The following is a 16,954-nucleotide window of genomic DNA, read 5'->3' as shown; positions in this document are numbered from 1 at the left end:
TAGATATAATTTAGTAATTACGATCGCTAAATTATACTAACTCAGAACTTAGCCATTAAACAGCTTATTCCGTTTAATCTCTTTTCCCTGTCTGAGTTTTATGGCATGATAAATCGATGGTACATCGTTTGTCCATTTTTTGAGGGCGAGTATAATAGCGAGTATTTCTGACCTTGTAGCCAGGCCGAGCCAGAAACAAATTTCAAAAAGCACGACCGATTCGCACTGCACCATAATCTCAACCAGGGTGGCAAATATAGTAAGTGTCCAGATTTTAGCACCGATAGAGTGGGTAGCAATTTCTTTTTTAAATTTGATATAACATAGTATATAGGTAAAGGCCTCAAAAGTACCCAGTATAATCAGTTTTATAAGGTTGGTTTTAAAAAAATCAGGACATTGGATGTAGGTGGCAATTGCTACAGAAATAAAAAATACCTGGTCTATGCCAGAATCCAGGCGCCTCAGTTTTTCAGATGAGATATTGAGCTTACGGGCGATAATCCCATCAAACACGTCGGTTAATAAACCAACAGATAATAAAGTAACGGCTAAAAAAGAATAATGCCTAACATGGAAAACGCTTAACAGAATAATTCCAAAACCGATAAGTAACCTGGAATAAATTAAAAAGATTGGAATATGTTTCATGACGGAACGCGCACAAAAAAGCCCCGATAAATCGAGGCTTTTACTTAATTTATGAATTAAACCAATTCTTTTTGAACCAGGTATTCGGCAATCTGTACAGCATTGGTTGCTGCACCCTTACGTAAGTTATCCGCAACAATCCAAAGGTTTAATGCTTTTGGTGCCGATTCATCTCTACGGATACGGCCTACAAAAACTTCATCTTTTTCATGTGCATCTTTTGGCATCGGGTATTTGAGGTTAGCCACATCATCCACAACAATTACGCCTGGCGCTTTTTCTAAAATACTACGCACTTCGGCTAAATCGAAATCATTTTCGAACTCGATATTAACCGATTCTGAGTGACCACCCATAACCGGGATCCGAACTGTGGTAGCGGTAACTTTTATGTTATTATCGCTCATGATTTTGTTCGTTTCCTTCACCATTTTCATTTCTTCTTTGGTGTATCCGTTATCAGTGAAAACATCGATGTGAGGAAGCACATTTAAGTCGATTTCGTATGGATAAGCTTTTGGGCCATCAATGCCTTTGCGTTCGTTCATCAACTGATCAACCGCTTTAACCCCTGTGCCTGTAACCGATTGGTAGGTAGAAACGATTACACGTTTGATTTTGTATTTATCGTGCAAAGGTTTTAAAACCACAACCATCTGAATGGTAGAACAGTTTGGGTTAGCAATGATTTTGTTATCAATAGACAGTTCATGTGCATTAACTTCCGGTACAACTAACTTAATTGCGGGATCCATTCGCCATGCCGAAGAATTATCGATAACTGTTGTTCCGGCTTCTTTAAAACGCGGTGCATGTTCCAATGAAGTATTTCCACCTGCTGAAAACAAAGCAATATCCGGTTTCATGCTGATGGCAGTATCCATGCTAACAATTGGGAACTTCTTACCCTTAAAAGTAATTTCCTTACCAACACTCTTTTCTGATGCTACGGGAATTAACTCTGTTAAAGGGAAATTTCTTTCCTCCAATACTTTTAACATGACAGTGCCAACCAACCCGGTGGCACCCACTACTGCTACTTTCATTTTAATTTTTTTTAATATTATTAATTATTTGATATGAGTTCAAATATGCTAAAAATTAAGCTGATATCCCTATTCTTGCTAATTAAATTTGCTTTTTATATTTAAAATTTTTGGTTTTCCATAGAAAATATGGTTAATCGCTAAATCGCTAATTCTATTTAGCAATGCTCGGTAGGATGGCTATCATGCCGGGCAGGCCTATAGTGAGGACACATTTATATTAACTATTATTGGTTTAGGATATATTCCGAAGGCGATCGTCATGCTGAATTTATTTCAGCATCTTTCCTGCCATTAACTGGTCCTCATTCCTTAAGAAGCAATAGTTTTGGGGATAAATGTTGATTTTTTCCGCTCTTTGCCGCGGGGCATGGTACTTTGGAGCGCCAAAGTACCCAAAGCGCCTTGTCAATCCAGCAATGTGGCTACACACCGCCCACGCACATCAAAAAACAGTGGCACTTCGTTTTGTGTTCAATTTATATTAAATTTTAAATTCAATCTAATGATGAACACAAAACCACTGCGTTTCAGGTTTGGCAGTGCAATTTGAGCCATTGTGCACCTGTTTTTTGATTCTCCAGCCACTTGGGATTGACGGCGTCCTTCGGTAAAGACTGGGGTTTATTAAAGCCAGCTAACAGGATGCCCAAACCATTTTTAAAAAGATGTGTCTAAACGATAGGCGCAGGCGGGAATCTTAATAAAAAAGGCTTTAAGACTTTCTTTGGTTCCCAATCGAATGGGGAATGACTATTCGTCGGGGTTTTCAATCCACTAAAATGTATTGTCAAATAAATTTTACAGACAATAGGATTATAGCTACTGCCATTAAAAAGAATTGTTGTCAGGTTTAGATAAACACGGATAATACTCGCAATAATAGATGAGTTTTGGGTTATGGAAGAATAGGAGGGGATGTGATTTATGAAGATAGCTCTCTCCATTTCGCTTCAGTCGAGAGGACGACAAGGATGTGTTAAACCCCGCAGGTTTCAAAAGTCTGCGAGGTTTGGATAAGTTTAAATCAAGTTCGCTTTAATATAATCGCAGCTGGTTTTGATTGAGCCGATCGGATCTGGTTTGTAGTTGGTTTCATGTTCTACAAAGAAATGCTGCATACCAGAAAGTTTTGCCTCAGCAAAAATCGGTTTGAAATCTATAGAACCGGTACCTACTTCAGCATTTAAGGCTGGATTAGTTTTATCCATATCTTTAACATGCCACATCGGGAAACGGCCAGGATATTTTTTAAACAAAGCCAATGGATCATTACCTGAACGCACAACCCAATATAAATCCATTTCAAAGTTGACCAGGTTTTTATCGGTTTCGCTTAAGTAAACATCATAACCGGTGGTATCACCCAATTTCTTAAATTCGAAATCGTGGTTGTGGTAGGCAAACTTTAAGCCTGATGCCTTTGCAATTTCAGCCACTTTATTAAAATCGTCGGCAGTTTTCTTAAAGCCATCTACACCTTTGCTCATATCAACATGTGCACCGGCAATGGTAAAATATTTACCGCCAATAGCTGCTGCTGATTCGATATCTGCTTTTAATTTGTCGGTTTTTCCGGTTTTAGAGAATTCGTCCATTCCATAATGCCCACTTGGTGCTTTCAAGCCGTTCGCATTTAATAATGCTTTAAACTCTTTAGGTGTTAAGCCCCAAAATTTTCCGTTAGAAAAACCATAGGTTTCCACTTCTTTGTACCCGGCCTGCGCTACTTTTTCGATAACGCCTTTCACGTCTTTCGGTAATTCTCCACGCAAAGTATAGAGCTGTAAACCAACATTTTTGCTGGCTTTATCAAAGGCAAAAGAGGGGATCAGCAATGCTGCTCCGGCCGCTAATCCTGCCTGCTTTAGGAATGTCCTTCTTGAATTCATCTCTTAAATTAAATAATCTCTTTTTTAATATAAGCACAACTTGCAGCAACAGATTCCATCGGATTTGGTTTGTAGTTGGTTTCATGCTCTACAAAGAAATGTTTCATGCCCGAAAGTTTGGCCTGTGCAAAAATCGGTTTAAAATCTATAGATCCGGTGCCTACTTCTGCGTTTAAGGCCGGGTTGGTTTTATCCATATCCTTAACATGCCACATGGTAAAACGTCCCGGATTTTCTTTAAACAGTTTTAAAGGATCGTTTCCTGAACGTACCACCCAATACAGATCGAGTTCGAAATCAACCAATTTTTTATCTGTCCCTTTCAACAGGATTTCGTATCCGGTAGTATTGCCAATTTTATCGAATTCGAAATTGTGGTTGTGGTAAGCCAGGCGAATACCTGCCGCTTTGCACATTTTTCCAGCTTCGTTTATTCTGGAGGCAATTTTTTGATAATCTTCAGCATTTTTTCTGAGGCTGGTATCTAACCAAGGGATGGTTACATACTCGCTTTTCAGTACTTTTGCTGCTGCAATTGCAGCCTTTAATTCGGTGGTGTTGCCATCACTTAAATAAGTCCCTAAGCCATAATGGCCACTTGGTGCCTTTAAACCGTGAGCATCCAACAATGCTTTAAATTCTTTAGGCGTTAAACCCCAAAACTGATCCTTTATCGAAAAACCATAGGTTTCTACTTCCTTAAAACCTGCTTTGGCGATTTTTGCAATCGTCCCTTTTACATCTTTAGGCAACTCATCTCTTAAAGAATACAATTGGAGGCCAACAACTCTCTTATTATCCGCTGCAAAAGCAAATGACGGAACGATCAGTGCCGCCGCTGCAGCTACGCTGCTGTTGATTAGAAAATTTCTTCTTGATATCATAATGTAGATTAAATATCGCAGATAGATACAGCCTTTTTCAATGAGGCTATTTTATCTGCATGTTTAGGTATAAATTCTTGTGCAACGTAACCTTTAAAGCCGGTTTCGGCAATGGCTTTCATAATGGCAGGGTAATACAATTCCTGCGTATCGTCTATTTCATTACGGCCCGGTACACCAGCGGTGTGGTAGTGCGCAATGTATTGGTGGTACTGCCTGATGTTACTGATTACATCACCTTCATCAATCTGCATGTGGTAAATATCATATAACAATTTGAAATTTTCAGAACCCAGGCGTTTGCAGAGTTCAGCACCCCACGATGTCCTGTCGCATTGGTAATCTTTATGGTTTACTTTGCTGTTTAGCAACTCCATTACCAATACCACCTTGTGCTTCTCGGCCAATGGAATTAACTGTTTTAATCCTTTAACACAATTGTTCCAACCGGTTTCATCGTCTTTACCACGACGGTTTCCACTAAAGCAGATCAGGTTTGTATAACCGGCTTCAGCCACCAGCGGAATCATTTTGGTGTAATTTTGAACTAACTTTTCGTGGAATTTTTCGTCGTTAAAACCATCTACTAAGTTAATCTCGGCTCCATTGCACATGGTTGATTCTAAGCCATGTTTTTTTAATGTAGGCCAATCGTTCGGGCCAACCAGATCAATTCCTTTGATTCCTATTTTTTTTGCTTCAATGCAAAGCGCTTCAACATCAAAGCTGCTAAAACACCAGCGGCATACGGCATGGTTGATATTTCCTTTTAGCCTGAGTGGCTCGTTTGATTCTGTTTTGTTCATGGCTAGGGCGGAGAGGCCTGAAGAAACACCAACTGCTGCTGTTCCTGCAACAATATTCTTTAATGCATTTCTTCTATTGATGTTAGAGGTCATATTAAACAGTTTTAGCTTCTACTTCTGATTTGGTTTTATCGTTAAATAATAAAGCAAACAATAAGAAAACTGCAGCTGCAATTCCTGCTGGAATAATCCAAACCATTTTCCAGTCAGTTACATCCCCTGTTTTATACATATCTGTAATTAAGCCCGCTACTTTAAACCCAATTAACATACCAACGCCATAGGTAGCTAGGGTGATAATACCCTGAGCTGCACTTTTAAATTTTTCTCCTGCTTTTGAGTTGGTGTAAATCTGACCGGAAACAAAAAAGAAATCGTAGCAAACACCATGGAGTGCGATACCAATAATGAGCATGAAACTTAAGCTGCCGGCATTGCCATAAGCAAAAAGAATATAGCGTACCGCCCAGGCCAGCATACCAACTATAATGGTTTTCTTGAAGCCGTATTTTGAAAAGAACACAGGAATAGCCAGTAGAAATAATGCTTCAGAAACCTGACCAATGGCCATTTTACCTGTTGGGTTGGAAACTTTGATGTCAGCCAGGAAAAGGCCTGCATTTTGATAATAAAAGGCTAACGGGATACAGATCAGGATGGAAGAAATAAAGAAGACAGCAAAATTTTTATCTTTTAACAATTTCAATGCGTCTAATCCTAAAATGTCGCCTACTTTTATTTTTTCGTCTTTGGCAACCTTTGGCGGAGTTGCAGGTAGGGTAAAACTAAACAGTCCCAATACCAAAGAAGCGATGCCAGCCATCAGAAAGGTGCTTTTTAATAATCCGGCTTGAATTCCTTCCGGAGAATCCCAGTGGAAGGCAAAACTGATCAATAAACCAGCGATGATCCAGCCTATTGTACCAAATACCCTGATGTTAGCAAATTCTTTTTCCGCATCTTTCATTTGGTTGAATGAAACAGAGTTTACAAGCGCAAGGGTTGGCATAAACAAAATCATGTAAGCTAAAACGTAAGGGTAGAAAACACTCACATCCGGCGCACTATACATCTGGTACATTAAAATAGCACCAATAATGTGTAGAACACCCAAAATTCTTTCAGCGTTAAAATATCTGTCGGCGATGAGGCCTATTATAAATGGAGCAATAATAGCACCCCAGGATTGAGTTGAAAATACGGAACCAATTTCAGAGTTGGTTGCCTTCAGGTTATTGTTTAAGAATGCTCCTAAAGTTACAAACCATGCTCCCCAGATAAAGAATTCAAGGAACATCATGGCAGAAAGTTTAAAGCGTGTAGTGCTATTCATTTGGCTGTTAATTATGTAAGATGGTTAAGGTAAGAGGGATGAAGGAGACGTATCCCCGTAACTCATCTTACAACTTTATAATATTTTAACTGGATTTGGTAAGAGGGATTTTGTAATTCACATTATACATTTTCCCTCTTACATTTTCTATTTTTCTAATTCTTTTTACGGAGATGTTGTAGCTACATCATCTGAATTTTTAAGAGGGAGACGGAATTCACATTATACATTTTCCCTCTTACATTTTCCGTTTCCTATAGTTCTTTGATAGAGATGTTTTTGTACCAAACTTCATCTCCATGATCCTGTAGGGCAATTTTACCGGTTTTAAAAGTTCCCCAGTTTTCCCATGTGGCAAATTTGCTTCCTGCAACAATCTTTTTCCAGTTATCATCCCAAAGGGTTGTTTTTACTACTTCAACACCATTCAAAATTAAAGTTAGCTTTCCTTTTTTGCTGATGATCTCAGCTTTATTCCACTCGCCAACCGGTTTAACGGGTTCTGATGAACTTTTTACCAGATCATAAAGATCGCCGGCACGGTGTTTTGTGATTTTTCCATCAGGGTGGCCATCATTATCGATTACCTGCATTTCCAACCCGGTAGAATAGGTAGCATGGTATTTAGGTTCTTCGTGAACATAAAAAATAAGGCCACTATTTGCTTTTGGAGCTACTTTCCAGTCATACTTTAAGTGGAAATCACCATATTCTTTATCGGTAACCAAATCGCCACCACCGTCTTTACCTTTTTTAGCCAAATCCAGGTGTAATGCACCATCCTGAACCTGCCAGCCACTACCAACAGTAGTTTTGTTGTATGTATGCCAGCCAGTTGTGGTTTTACCATCAAAAAGTGGTTTAAAGCCTTTTTGTGCTTTTGATATTTGTGTAACTGCCAGCATAATGCAAGCAGAAAGAAAGATTTTTTTCATTTTTTTTAAATTAAACCTCGTAGGTTTTTAAAACCTGCGGGGTTTGTAATTATTAAAGTGTTAAATTATTCCAGCCTTTACGGTATTCGCGTTTAACAAACTGGTTTGCTTCTTCAAAGTTGGTCACTTTCATATTATCGTTATCCCAAAGCATTTTCATATACCGGCCCGGGTAACTGGTCTTACCATTTACCGTTTTTTGTACATCAAAACTTCTGATGGCCAGGTTGGCCATCAATAAAGCCTCCGTTAACGGACCAGCAATTTCGAAAGGCGAACTCACTTCTTGTTTGCCGTAACCAGCAATTGCCGCTTCAACCCATTGCTTGTAGTGTCCGTTTGCTCCATCCGGTACCCGGGCATATTTTGGCGCAACTTTAATGTCCTTGTTTTTACTTAAAGGCAATAATTTAGGGTTTGCACTATAGGTTTCGGCCATCATCTTACCTTTTGTTCCGATAAATAGCGTACCGTTACCACCATCGCCAAAAGTTTCATTCGCTTCTAATTCTTCCGGCCGTTCTGGCTGGATCCCACCATCCATCCAATGTAAGGTAACATCACCTTTGGTTTTATCCGTTTTAGGGAACTTTAAGGTAACATGGCTTGACGGCGGGCAGCTTTCAGGGAAATATCCGCGTTTAAATTCATCCACATAAACAGAACCTACACTGGCCTGCACCTCTTTGGCATATTTTAAATTTAATACGCTAAAAGGAGCTTCGATTAAGTGGCAACCCATATCGCCTAAAGCGCCTGTTCCGTAGTCCCACCAGCCGCGCCAGTTAAATGGAACCAATTTATCTACATAGTCCTTTTCAGGAGCTGTCCCCAACCATAAATTCCAGTCTAATTCTTTAGGGATTTCTGCTTTTTGACTTGGCCACGGAATACCCTGAGGCCATACCGGGCGGTTGGTCCAGGCATAAACTGTATGCACATCACCGATTAAACCCGCTTCGTACCATTCCTTCATCTGGCGTGGACCATCATTTGATGCCCCTTGATTGCCCATTTGCGTAACCACTTTATATTTTTTTGCGGCTGCGGTCAGAATCCGCGCTTCATAAATATCGTGTGTTAGTGGTTTTTGAACGTAAACATGCTTACCCAGCTGCATGGCAGCTAAAGCCTGTATGGCATGGTTATGATCGGGAGTAGAAACAGAGACAGCATCGAAGTTTTTATGCTCTTTATCCAGCATTTCGCGCCAATCTTTATAATATTTTGCTTTAGGGAAAGCTTTTACGCTAGTTGCCGCGCGACGATCGTCTACATCACACAGGAAAGCAATATCTGCTTTTCCGCTTTTGTGAAACATATCCAAATCGCTTTGGCCTTTTCCGCCAACCCCAATGCCGGCAACCAATAGGCGATCGCTCGGTGCTAAATAGCCGGTTCCGCCCAAAACATGGCGCGGAACAATCATAAAGGCAGCGGCAGCGATTGCTGAAGTTTTAATAAAATCACGGCGGTTACTCGTGTTTTTATTTTCATGCTCTGTTTTCATATTTAGTAAATCGATTTGCTAGCTAAATTCGACTATTTTTTCTTTAAAGATAAAATATACTTTACCATAAGTTTGGCATCATCTTTTTTAAGCGTAGCATGTGCGGTCATCGGCATATTGCCCCAAACACCTGTTCCACCTTTAATAATCTTATCGGCCAACATGTTGATGTTTTTTTCTGTAGCCGGATATTTTTTTGCGATATCTACGTACGCAGGGCCAATAATTTTATTGGTTTTATTATGACAGCCTAAGCAGTCTGATTTGTTGATCAGCTTTTCGCCCGGATTTGATTGAAAGGCAGCGTGGGTTGTTGTAGTGGCTGTTGCAAGCACAGCCTTCTCTTTTGCTAAATCAGCCTTTGAAAACGACGCCATAAAAATGACTACAGCGCCTAAAATTAAAAATGTTTTTTTCATGTTGTGTGTGTTTTGTGTGTTGTTATTTTTATAATCCTAATATTCTTTTATTGAAAGCGCTGTCACTGCCCGATGCAGCAAAATCATCAAATGCTTTATCAGTTACATTAATAATGTGCTTTTTGATAAATTCTGCACCTTCCCGGGCGCCATCCTGCTGGTTTTTAATACAGCATTCCCATTCCATTACAGCCCAACCTTTAAAATCATACTGGGCTAATTTACTAAAAATGGTTTTAAAATCAACCTGTCCATCACCTGGCGAGCGGTAGCGACCTGCGCGGTTTGCCCAACTCTGGTATCCGCCAAAAGTGCCCTGTTTGCCTGTAGGATTAAATTCTGCATCTTTTACATGGAAAGCTTTGATGCGTTCGTGGTAAAAATCGATGTACTGAATGTAATCCAATTGTTGCAACACAAAGTGAGATGGATCATACAATAAGCATGCCCGCGGATGATTATTCACTGCCGCAAGAAACATCTCGTAAGTTTCACCATCAAATAAATCCTCTCCGGGATGGATTTCGTAGCAAACGTCTACACCACATTGGTCAAATTCGTTTAAGATCGGTGTCCACCGTTTTGCCAGTTCTGCAAAACCTTCTTCAACCAATCCGGCCGGACGTTGAGGCCATGGGTGAAAATATTGCCATAATAACGAGCCACTAAACGTTGCATGTGCATTTAAACCCAGGTTCTGCGATGCCTGTGCAGCATATTTCATCTGTTGTACAGCCCATTCCGTTCTGGCTTTTGGGTTTTTATGTACATCTTTTGGTGCAAAAGCATCAAATAAGTCATCGTAAGCAGGATGAACGGCAACCAACTGACCTTGCAGGTGTGTTGACAGTTCGGTTATTTCCAAACCGTAGGTTGCAATCTTACCTTTTAACTCATCAGCGTAGGTTTTACTTTCTGCTGCTTGTTTAAGATCAATAAAGCGGGTATCAAGGGTCGGCATCTGGATGCCTTTAAATCCTAAATCTGCAGCCCACTTGCAAATGCTGTCTAGTGAATTAAATGGTACTTCGTCGCTGATAAACTGTGCTAAAAATACAGCTGGTCCTTTTATTGTTGTCATGCCGGGTTGTTATATTTTATAGTCGAACCATTTTTGGTCTGATTGGCCAGAAGCCACTACATTTTCAATAAATGCCATTCCTCTGATTCCATCTGAGGTTCCGGGGAAATCAAGCATTTCTGCCGTAGGTTGTTCATTGTTTAATTTTGCATCTACAGTAAGCGCAAAGTTTTTATAGATATTGGCAAAAGCCTCTAAATAACCTTCAGGATGGCCGCCCGGTGTACGGGTATTGTGCTTTGCAAAACTATCCATATAGCCGTTACCGGTCCTGTAGATCTGGGCTGGTGCATCTAACCATCTTACAATCATGGTATTGGGTTCCATTTGGTGCCATTCTAAGCCGCCTTTTTCACCATAAACCCTGATTTTCAGTGCATTTTCCTCGCCGGCAGCAATTTGTGAGGCCACCAATACGCCATTGGCGCCATTATCGAATTTTAAGAGTACGTTACCGTCATCATCAATGGCTCTGCCGGGTACTACAATATTTAAATCGGCACAAATTTTAGTGATTTTTAATCCCGAAATATATTCAGCAAGGTGTGCTGCATGTGTACCAATGTCGCCCATACAACCACTTTTACCAGTTTTAGAAGGGTCGGTACGCCAGGCTGCCTGCGCATTGCCTTCACGTTCAGAAAGTGTGCTTAACCAGCCTTGCGGATATTCTACTACAATTTTACGGATAGCACCTAATTTGCCTTCGCTTACCATTTGTTTGGCTTGCTTAACCATCGGATATCCAGAGTAGGTGTGGGTTAAACAAAGGGTTAATCCCGTTTCTTCCACTTTAGCATGAAGTTCTTTTGCTTCTTCTAAAGTTAACGTCATTGGTTTCTCAATCACAACGTTAAATCCTTTGTCCAATGCCATCATTGCTGGGGCAAAGTGGGCAAAGTTTGGGGTAACAATGGTTACAAAATCTATTCTTTCGTCTGCTGGCAACTCACTTTCTTTGGTCAGCATTTCTTCATAGTTGTTGTAAATCCTGTTATCGGGAAGAAAAAGCATTTTTCCGGATTCATATCCAACCTCAGGATTTACACTTAGCGCTCCGGCAGATAATTCGATCAGGCCATCCATGTTAGCGGCCAAACGGTGTACGGCACCAATAAAGGCGTCTTTTCCACCGCCTATCATGCCCATTCTTAATTTTCTTTTCATGTTTGAATTATGGGGTATAGGGCTAAAGGTTTAGGGCATAGGGTTTTTAACCTTACACCTTAAACCTTCTACCTTAAACCCTTTCTAGATATTCTTTTTCTTTAGTTCTTTTACTGCATAATCAGCAGCACGCGCAGTTAGCGCCATAAATGTTAACGAAGGGTTTTGGCAAGCGATTGATGGCATGCACGATCCATCGGTTACAAAAACATTGTTCACTTCGTGCATCTGGTTCCATTTGTTGAGCACTGAAGTTTTTGGATCGTTACCCATTCTGGCAGTACCCATTTCGTGGATCGCCATGCCCGGATAGCAGCCGTTATCATATGTTCTGATATTTTTTATGCCTGCTCTTTCTAACATTTCAGCAGCGTCATTCATCATATCCACACGCATTTTTTTCTCGTTCTCTTTGTATTCGCAATCAATTGCCAATACAGGCTGACCCCATTTATCTTTTTTTGTTTTATCGATATAAACCTTGTTTTCGTAGTAAGGCAACATTTCCCCGAAACCGCCCAATCCCATGGTCCATTTTCCCGGAGTGGTCATTTTTTGTTTCAGATCTGCACCAAACGATAATTCAGCAACATCATTTTGCCAGTTGCTTCTACTCGCACCGCCCTGGTAACCGAAACCACGTAAATAGTCACGTTTATCCTTACCGATGTTCTGGTATCTTGGTACATAAATACCGTTTGCACGGCGACCATAAGTGTATTTATCGTCAAAGCCTTCAGCCTCTCCGGAAGCTCCGCAACGGAAATGGTGATCCATTAAGTTATGGCCCAACTGCCCGCTGCCATTGCCTAGTCCATTAGGATGTGCTTCTGATGTTGAATTCAATAAGATAAATGTAGAGCCTAATGTAGAACCGTTTACAAAAATGATTTTTGCATAAAACTCCATCGTTTTATTGGTTTCTGCATCAATAACCATTACGCCTTTAGCCTTCTTGGTATCCTTATCATATATGATATGATTTACGATCGAGTATGGACGCAAAGTTAAACGTTTGGTTGCCATTGCCGCAGGCAGGGTTGAAGACTGCGTACTAAAGTAAGCGCCAAACGGACAACCGCGGCTGCACAGGTTTCTGTATTGGCAATTGCCACGGCCTTTGTGCGGAACGGTGAGGTTAGCCACACGGCCAATCATCATAATCCGTTCTCTTTTATAATGTTCTTCTATCCGTGCTTTTACCGATTTTTCTACAATGTTTAAATCCATCGGAGGCAGGAACTGCCCGTCCGGGCAAGTTGGCCAGTTTTCGTTAGAACCACTGATACCCGCAAAACGTTCTGCATAATCGTACCAGGGAGAAAGCTCTGCATAGCGGATCGGCCAGTCGTTTCCATGCCCATCTTTTGCATTATCTTCAAAATTGTGGTCACTTAAACGGTAACTTTGGCGGCCCCACATCAATGATTTACCTCCTACATGGAAACCACGGTACCAATCGAAACGTTTATCTTCGGTATACGGGCATTCTAAATCGTTTACCCACCATTTTTCGTTTGCTTCCTGGTATGGATAATCCCTTTTTTGTACCGGGTGGGTACGTTTTTGCTCTTCGGTAAGTCTGCCTGCATGTTTAAAATCCCATGGATTTTTCATCGCATTTTCGTAACCGGTAATGTGCTCAATGTTCATTCCTCTTTCGAGCATCAGTACACGTAGACCTTTCTCGGTAAGTTCTTTTGCAGCCCAGCCGCCACTAATCCCCGATCCTATAACAATAGCATCGTAAGTATTTTCTGCTTTTAAATTCGTATTTAAATTCATGATGTTTTGTAGTTGTTGTTAGGAGGTAGCCCAGGATTTTTGGCCAGGTTTTAAAGGCGCGTTGCCATCATAGCGGCCCGGAATAAGGACATATTCCCTCGCTTTGGTACAACCAATTTCTGAAGAATAGTAACCGAGCAGGGTTAAATCTCTTGCTGTGATGAAAAAATAAGCTAAATCTTTATTGTCTTCTGATTTGCTTTCTTTCTGAGCAAGTGCAATAGCTCTCAAATCGATCATTAACTTTGTGCGGTCGGCAGGTGTTAACGCAAGATAACTTTTGCCAAAATCTTTCATCGATTTTGCCTGAAGATCTTTAAAGCCTTTTGCAAAGGAAGTTTGCATGGTGGCAGGGTAACAATCTTTCATCATCATCGGAATAAACTTACCTAATCCAGCTGCTTTGGCACCTGCAGATGATTTGGTAGTAGGAACGATAATATCAGCAAATTCAGCAAAAATCTTTTCGTCTTCCAGTGAATAGTTTACAAAGTTTTTTTCATTTTCGGGGAGCGTAAAACTTTCAAATAACACGCCCATTGTACTTGCCGAGATTGCTCCACCCAGCAAAAATGCAACGTTTTTGAGTGCTTCTCTTCTGTGCATCGTATTTATGATTTTATATTTTGGTTACTTATGTGTTGAGTTAGTAATATTAGCAAAAATATAGTGTAAAGAATGAATTTTTTAAATTAAATTAACAGTATGAAATATGATTGTTACTGAGTAGAATTATTCTAAATAGTGATTAATTTGTGGCTCAACGACGTTTTAAACGGCGTTTTTATTTAAATTTTACTTGGTGTAAAAAATACATTTAGTATATATAAATGGGTTTTTGACCTATAAATCTAAAAATGAAGTTTTTTCAGTCAAAAATCAGGTATAACGTGGCTTTCAATTTAGCGGTTTGAGCAATCACAATTGATTAAAGTTCATCAGACTGCATTGGTAGTTTTTGGTTAGCATTTTTTCTTGATCTGATCCTTTATCCGGTTAATAAACTTCCCGGTTTAGATATTAAAGGTTTAAACGTCATCTTAAAATATTTTATTGCCTTTTATCTCATTTTTTTACCTTTGCTCAATCTCAAAAAAAATATGCAGGAAAAAATTGTTGTTTTAGGTTCTAACGGTCAAATTGGTACCGAGTTAGTAACGACGTTACGTAAAATATATGGTGATGATCACGTTGTTGCGTGCGATATACGCAGGCCGGATTATGATATCAAAAACTCTGCACCTTTCGAATTTGTGAATGTACTTGATAAAGAAATGATCAATGGCATTTTCCATAAATACAGACCCACACAAGTTTACCTCCTGGCGGCATTATTATCGGCAACCGGTGAGCAAAACCCAAAACTAGCCTGGGATTTAAATATGAACGGTTTGCTAAATGTGTTAGATTTAGCCTTAGAATATAAAACGGCAAAAGTATATTGGCCAAGTTCTATCGCTGTATTCGGACCAAATTCGCCAAAAGATCATACTTCACAATATTGTATCATGGATCCGAATACGGTTTACGGAATCAGTAAACTGGCAGGTGAGCGCTGGTGTGAATATTATAACCAAAAATACGGATTGGATGTTCGTAGCATCCGTTATCCGGGACTCATTAGCTGGAAAGCTGCTCCGGGAGGTGGAACAACTGATTATGCGATCCACATTTTTCATGACGCATTAAAAAAAGGCAGTTATCAAAGTTTTTTAAATGCAGAAACAGAGCTGCCTATGATGTACATGGATGATGCGATTCGCGGAACAATTGAGCTAATGGATGCTCCGGCAGACCAGATTTCAGTGCGTAGCAGCTATAATTTTGCGGGGGTAAGTTTTACACCTGAGGTTTTGGCCGCTGAAATCAGAAAACATATTCCGGATTTTACGCTGACTTACAGCGATAGCGATCCCCGTCAACAAATTGCAAACAGCTGGCCACGTTCGATCGATGATAGTTATGCAGCAAAAGACTGGGGGTGGAAACCAGCATTCGATTTATCGAAACTTACAATTGATATGTTAAATAATTTAAAAAAATAAGATATAGGTGGAGGGTTGGAAAGTTGAAGGCGTAAGGTCTCACCTCTCACCTCTTATATCTCAATACTAAAATAATGGGAAGAGCATTCGAATTTAGAAAAGAGAGAAAATTTAAGCGTTGGGCCAAAATGGCGGTTCAGTTTACGCGTATTGGTAAAGATATTGTAATGGCGGTAAAGGAATCGGGACCTCACCCGGAAACCAATTCCCGCTTACGTACAGCGATACAAAATGCCAAAGCGGTAAATATGCCGAAAGATAGGGTAGAGGCTGCAATTAAACGTGCCTCTGATAAATCGATGGCTAACTATGAGGAAATTGTATACGAAGGGTATGCACCACATGGTGTAGCCGTTTTAATTGAAACAGCTACTGACAATACCAACCGTACGGTCGCAAACGTACGTAGTTATTTTAATAAAACGAACGGTACTCTGGGGAAAACCGGATCGCTTGATTTTGTTTTTAACCGTAAATCTATTTTCCGTTTTGTACCTGTAGAAGGTTTGGATCTGGAAGAATTAGAGTTCGAATTAATTGATGCTGGTTTGGAAGAGCTTTATGTGGAGGCCGATGAGGAAGGAAACGATATCGTGGTGGCGCAGGGTGCTTTCGAAAACTTTGGTTCTTTGCAGAAAGCGCTGGAAGAGAAAGGTATTGAGTTGAAAAGTTCAAAATTGGAGCGCATTGCTTTATCTCACCATGAGGTTACTGAAGAGCAGGCTGCTGATGTATTAAAATTGATTGATAAGTTGGAGGAAGATGATGATGTGCAGGCAGTTTACCACAATATGGCAGAGTAAGTGCAACTAATATTTACTGAATAAGGCTTGGGGATTTTCTTCAGGCCTTTTTTGCATTTAGACCTTGCAGGTTTTAAAAACCTGCAAGGTCTGGATATGATGATATTTGATTTATCTAACAATTTAATTATGATCAGAATAATTTCCTCTTCTCTCGTCTTAGCGTCTCGCTAAGAACACCCAATTTACGTGTTCCAAATTTATATGGGTTAAACCAGGCGCTTAGCGATGTGCAAAGATTGCATGACCTTAAGATTTCTGGAGTTTTGTTTTTTGGAGAGCAAAACCTGTATTTATCGGTTACCGCAGTCCCGCCATCACTTCAAGTCCTCGGCTTCGTTCCTCAACCTCCGGGCTTTCCGTTTTTGTCGGGTCTAGGTTACCTAGGTTAACCCGAGTCAGTTAGACCTGACAGGAGCGAGCAGGAGCATCAATTTTTTCAATTGGTGCGAGTAAAGCGGATGGCAGGGCTCTTCTCTCGTCTTAGCGTCTCGCTAAGAACACCCAATTTACGTGTTCCAAATTTATATGGGTTAAACCAGGCGCTTAGCGATGTGCAAAGATTGCATGACCTTAAGATTTCTGGAGTTTTGTTTT

At 40.2% G+C, this 16,954-nt stretch carries 15 protein-coding genes; 2 read left to right on the top strand and 13 right to left on the bottom strand.

The genetic code is table 11. The features are described from left to right. Positions 1 to 48: 48 nt before the first annotated feature. The 13 genes from ACFE6N_RS15500 to ACFE6N_RS15440 all read right to left on the bottom strand — a co-directional run bounded on the left by ACFE6N_RS15500 (position 49) and on the right by ACFE6N_RS15440 (position 14,115). Positions 49 to 651: a CDP-alcohol phosphatidyltransferase family protein gene (locus ACFE6N_RS15500; protein WP_378937884.1), complete on the bottom strand. Its 603-nt coding sequence runs from the start codon at positions 649 to 651 to the stop codon at positions 49 to 51. A gap of 56 nt (positions 652 to 707) precedes the next feature. Next, positions 708 to 1,697: an aspartate-semialdehyde dehydrogenase gene (locus ACFE6N_RS15495; protein WP_378937881.1), complete on the bottom strand. Its 990-nt coding sequence runs from the start codon at positions 1,695 to 1,697 to the stop codon at positions 708 to 710. A gap of 1,022 nt (positions 1,698 to 2,719) precedes the next feature. Further along, positions 2,720 to 3,589: a sugar phosphate isomerase/epimerase family protein gene (locus ACFE6N_RS15490; protein ID WP_378937879.1), complete on the bottom strand. Its 870-nt coding sequence runs from the start codon at positions 3,587 to 3,589 to the stop codon at positions 2,720 to 2,722. 8 nt (positions 3,590 to 3,597) lie between these two features. After that, entirely contained in the window at positions 3,598 to 4,473 is an 876-nt protein-coding gene (locus tag ACFE6N_RS15485) for a sugar phosphate isomerase/epimerase (protein ID WP_145860204.1), read from the bottom strand. An 8-nt stretch (positions 4,474 to 4,481) separates the two neighbouring features. Then, entirely contained in the window at positions 4,482 to 5,372 is an 891-nt protein-coding gene (locus ACFE6N_RS15480; RefSeq protein ID WP_378937877.1) for a hydroxypyruvate isomerase family protein, read from the bottom strand. Between the two features lies 1 nt (position 5,373). Then, positions 5,374 to 6,612 (bottom strand): nucleoside permease, encoded by a 1,239-nt coding sequence (locus tag ACFE6N_RS15475; RefSeq protein WP_378937875.1) that lies wholly within the window; start codon positions 6,610 to 6,612, stop codon positions 5,374 to 5,376. A 254-nt stretch (positions 6,613 to 6,866) separates the two neighbouring features. Further along, positions 6,867 to 7,547 (bottom strand): DUF1080 domain-containing protein, encoded by a 681-nt coding sequence (locus ACFE6N_RS15470; RefSeq protein ID WP_090986178.1) that lies wholly within the window; start codon positions 7,545 to 7,547, stop codon positions 6,867 to 6,869. 52 nt (positions 7,548 to 7,599) lie between these two features. Then, a complete protein-coding gene (locus ACFE6N_RS15465) occupies positions 7,600 to 9,057 on the bottom strand; it encodes a Gfo/Idh/MocA family protein (protein ID WP_378937873.1) in 1,458 nt (485 codons plus the stop codon). A 32-nt stretch (positions 9,058 to 9,089) separates the two neighbouring features. After that, the gene (locus ACFE6N_RS15460; protein WP_090986173.1) at positions 9,090 to 9,476 is read right to left on the bottom strand and encodes a c-type cytochrome; all 387 of its coding nucleotides are present in this window, start codon (positions 9,474 to 9,476) and stop codon (positions 9,090 to 9,092) included. A 28-nt stretch (positions 9,477 to 9,504) separates the two neighbouring features. After that, complete coding sequence (locus tag ACFE6N_RS15455; protein WP_378937870.1) at positions 9,505 to 10,557, bottom strand: sugar phosphate isomerase/epimerase family protein; 1,053 nt, start codon at positions 10,555 to 10,557, stop codon at positions 9,505 to 9,507. A 9-nt stretch (positions 10,558 to 10,566) separates the two neighbouring features. After that, positions 10,567 to 11,724 (bottom strand): Gfo/Idh/MocA family protein, encoded by a 1,158-nt coding sequence (locus ACFE6N_RS15450; protein WP_090986169.1) that lies wholly within the window; start codon positions 11,722 to 11,724, stop codon positions 10,567 to 10,569. 84 nt (positions 11,725 to 11,808) lie between these two features. Next, the gene (locus ACFE6N_RS15445; RefSeq protein ID WP_145860219.1) at positions 11,809 to 13,509 is read right to left on the bottom strand and encodes a GMC oxidoreductase; all 1,701 of its coding nucleotides are present in this window, start codon (positions 13,507 to 13,509) and stop codon (positions 11,809 to 11,811) included. Positions 13,510 to 13,527: 18 nt separating this feature from the next. Further along, positions 13,528 to 14,115, bottom strand: coding sequence for a gluconate 2-dehydrogenase subunit 3 family protein (locus ACFE6N_RS15440; protein ID WP_090986166.1), 588 nt, complete (start codon positions 14,113 to 14,115; stop codon positions 13,528 to 13,530). Positions 14,116 to 14,609: 494 nt separating this feature from the next. On the opposite strand from ACFE6N_RS15440, the gene ACFE6N_RS15435 reads away from it, so the two are divergent. Further along, positions 14,610 to 15,554, top strand: coding sequence for an NAD-dependent epimerase/dehydratase family protein (locus ACFE6N_RS15435; RefSeq protein ID WP_378937867.1), 945 nt, complete (start codon positions 14,610 to 14,612; stop codon positions 15,552 to 15,554). A 74-nt stretch (positions 15,555 to 15,628) separates the two neighbouring features. After that, positions 15,629 to 16,357: a YebC/PmpR family DNA-binding transcriptional regulator gene (locus tag ACFE6N_RS15430; RefSeq protein ID WP_090986162.1), complete on the top strand. Its 729-nt coding sequence runs from the start codon at positions 15,629 to 15,631 to the stop codon at positions 16,355 to 16,357. The last annotated feature ends 597 nt before the right edge of the window (positions 16,358 to 16,954 follow it).

Source organism: Pedobacter sp. BG31 (assembly GCF_042464845.1).
GTDB classification, from domain to species: Bacteria; Bacteroidota; Bacteroidia; order Sphingobacteriales; family Sphingobacteriaceae; genus Pedobacter; species Pedobacter suwonensis.
This window is presented reverse-complemented; position numbering and strand designations above follow the sequence as displayed.

Bases quoted from the DNA above. Each gene is read 5' to 3' on its own strand.
- ACFE6N_RS15500 (WP_378937884.1), bottom strand. From the start codon at position 651: ATGAAACATATTCCAATCTTTTTAATTTATTCCAGGTTACTTATCGGT.
- ACFE6N_RS15495 (WP_378937881.1), bottom strand. From the start codon at position 1,697: ATGAAAGTAGCAGTAGTGGGTGCCACCGGGTTGGTTGGCACTGTCATG.
- ACFE6N_RS15490 (WP_378937879.1), bottom strand. From the start codon at position 3,589: ATGAATTCAAGAAGGACATTCCTAAAGCAGGCAGGATTAGCGGCCGGA.
- ACFE6N_RS15485 (WP_145860204.1), bottom strand. From the start codon at position 4,473: ATGATATCAAGAAGAAATTTTCTAATCAACAGCAGCGTAGCTGCAGCG.
- ACFE6N_RS15480 (WP_378937877.1), bottom strand. From the start codon at position 5,372: ATGACCTCTAACATCAATAGAAGAAATGCATTAAAGAATATTGTTGCA.
- ACFE6N_RS15475 (WP_378937875.1), bottom strand. From the start codon at position 6,612: ATGAATAGCACTACACGCTTTAAACTTTCTGCCATGATGTTCCTTGAA.
- ACFE6N_RS15470 (WP_090986178.1), bottom strand. From the start codon at position 7,547: ATGAAAAAAATCTTTCTTTCTGCTTGCATTATGCTGGCAGTTACACAA.
- ACFE6N_RS15465 (WP_378937873.1), bottom strand. From the start codon at position 9,057: ATGAAAACAGAGCATGAAAATAAAAACACGAGTAACCGCCGTGATTTT.
- ACFE6N_RS15460 (WP_090986173.1), bottom strand. From the start codon at position 9,476: ATGAAAAAAACATTTTTAATTTTAGGCGCTGTAGTCATTTTTATGGCG.
- ACFE6N_RS15455 (WP_378937870.1), bottom strand. From the start codon at position 10,557: ATGACAACAATAAAAGGACCAGCTGTATTTTTAGCACAGTTTATCAGC.
- ACFE6N_RS15450 (WP_090986169.1), bottom strand. From the start codon at position 11,724: ATGAAAAGAAAATTAAGAATGGGCATGATAGGCGGTGGAAAAGACGCC.
- ACFE6N_RS15445 (WP_145860219.1), bottom strand. From the start codon at position 13,509: ATGAATTTAAATACGAATTTAAAAGCAGAAAATACTTACGATGCTATT.
- ACFE6N_RS15440 (WP_090986166.1), bottom strand. From the start codon at position 14,115: ATGCACAGAAGAGAAGCACTCAAAAACGTTGCATTTTTGCTGGGTGGA.
- ACFE6N_RS15435 (WP_378937867.1), top strand. From the start codon at position 14,610: ATGCAGGAAAAAATTGTTGTTTTAGGTTCTAACGGTCAAATTGGTACC.
- ACFE6N_RS15430 (WP_090986162.1), top strand. From the start codon at position 15,629: ATGGGAAGAGCATTCGAATTTAGAAAAGAGAGAAAATTTAAGCGTTGG.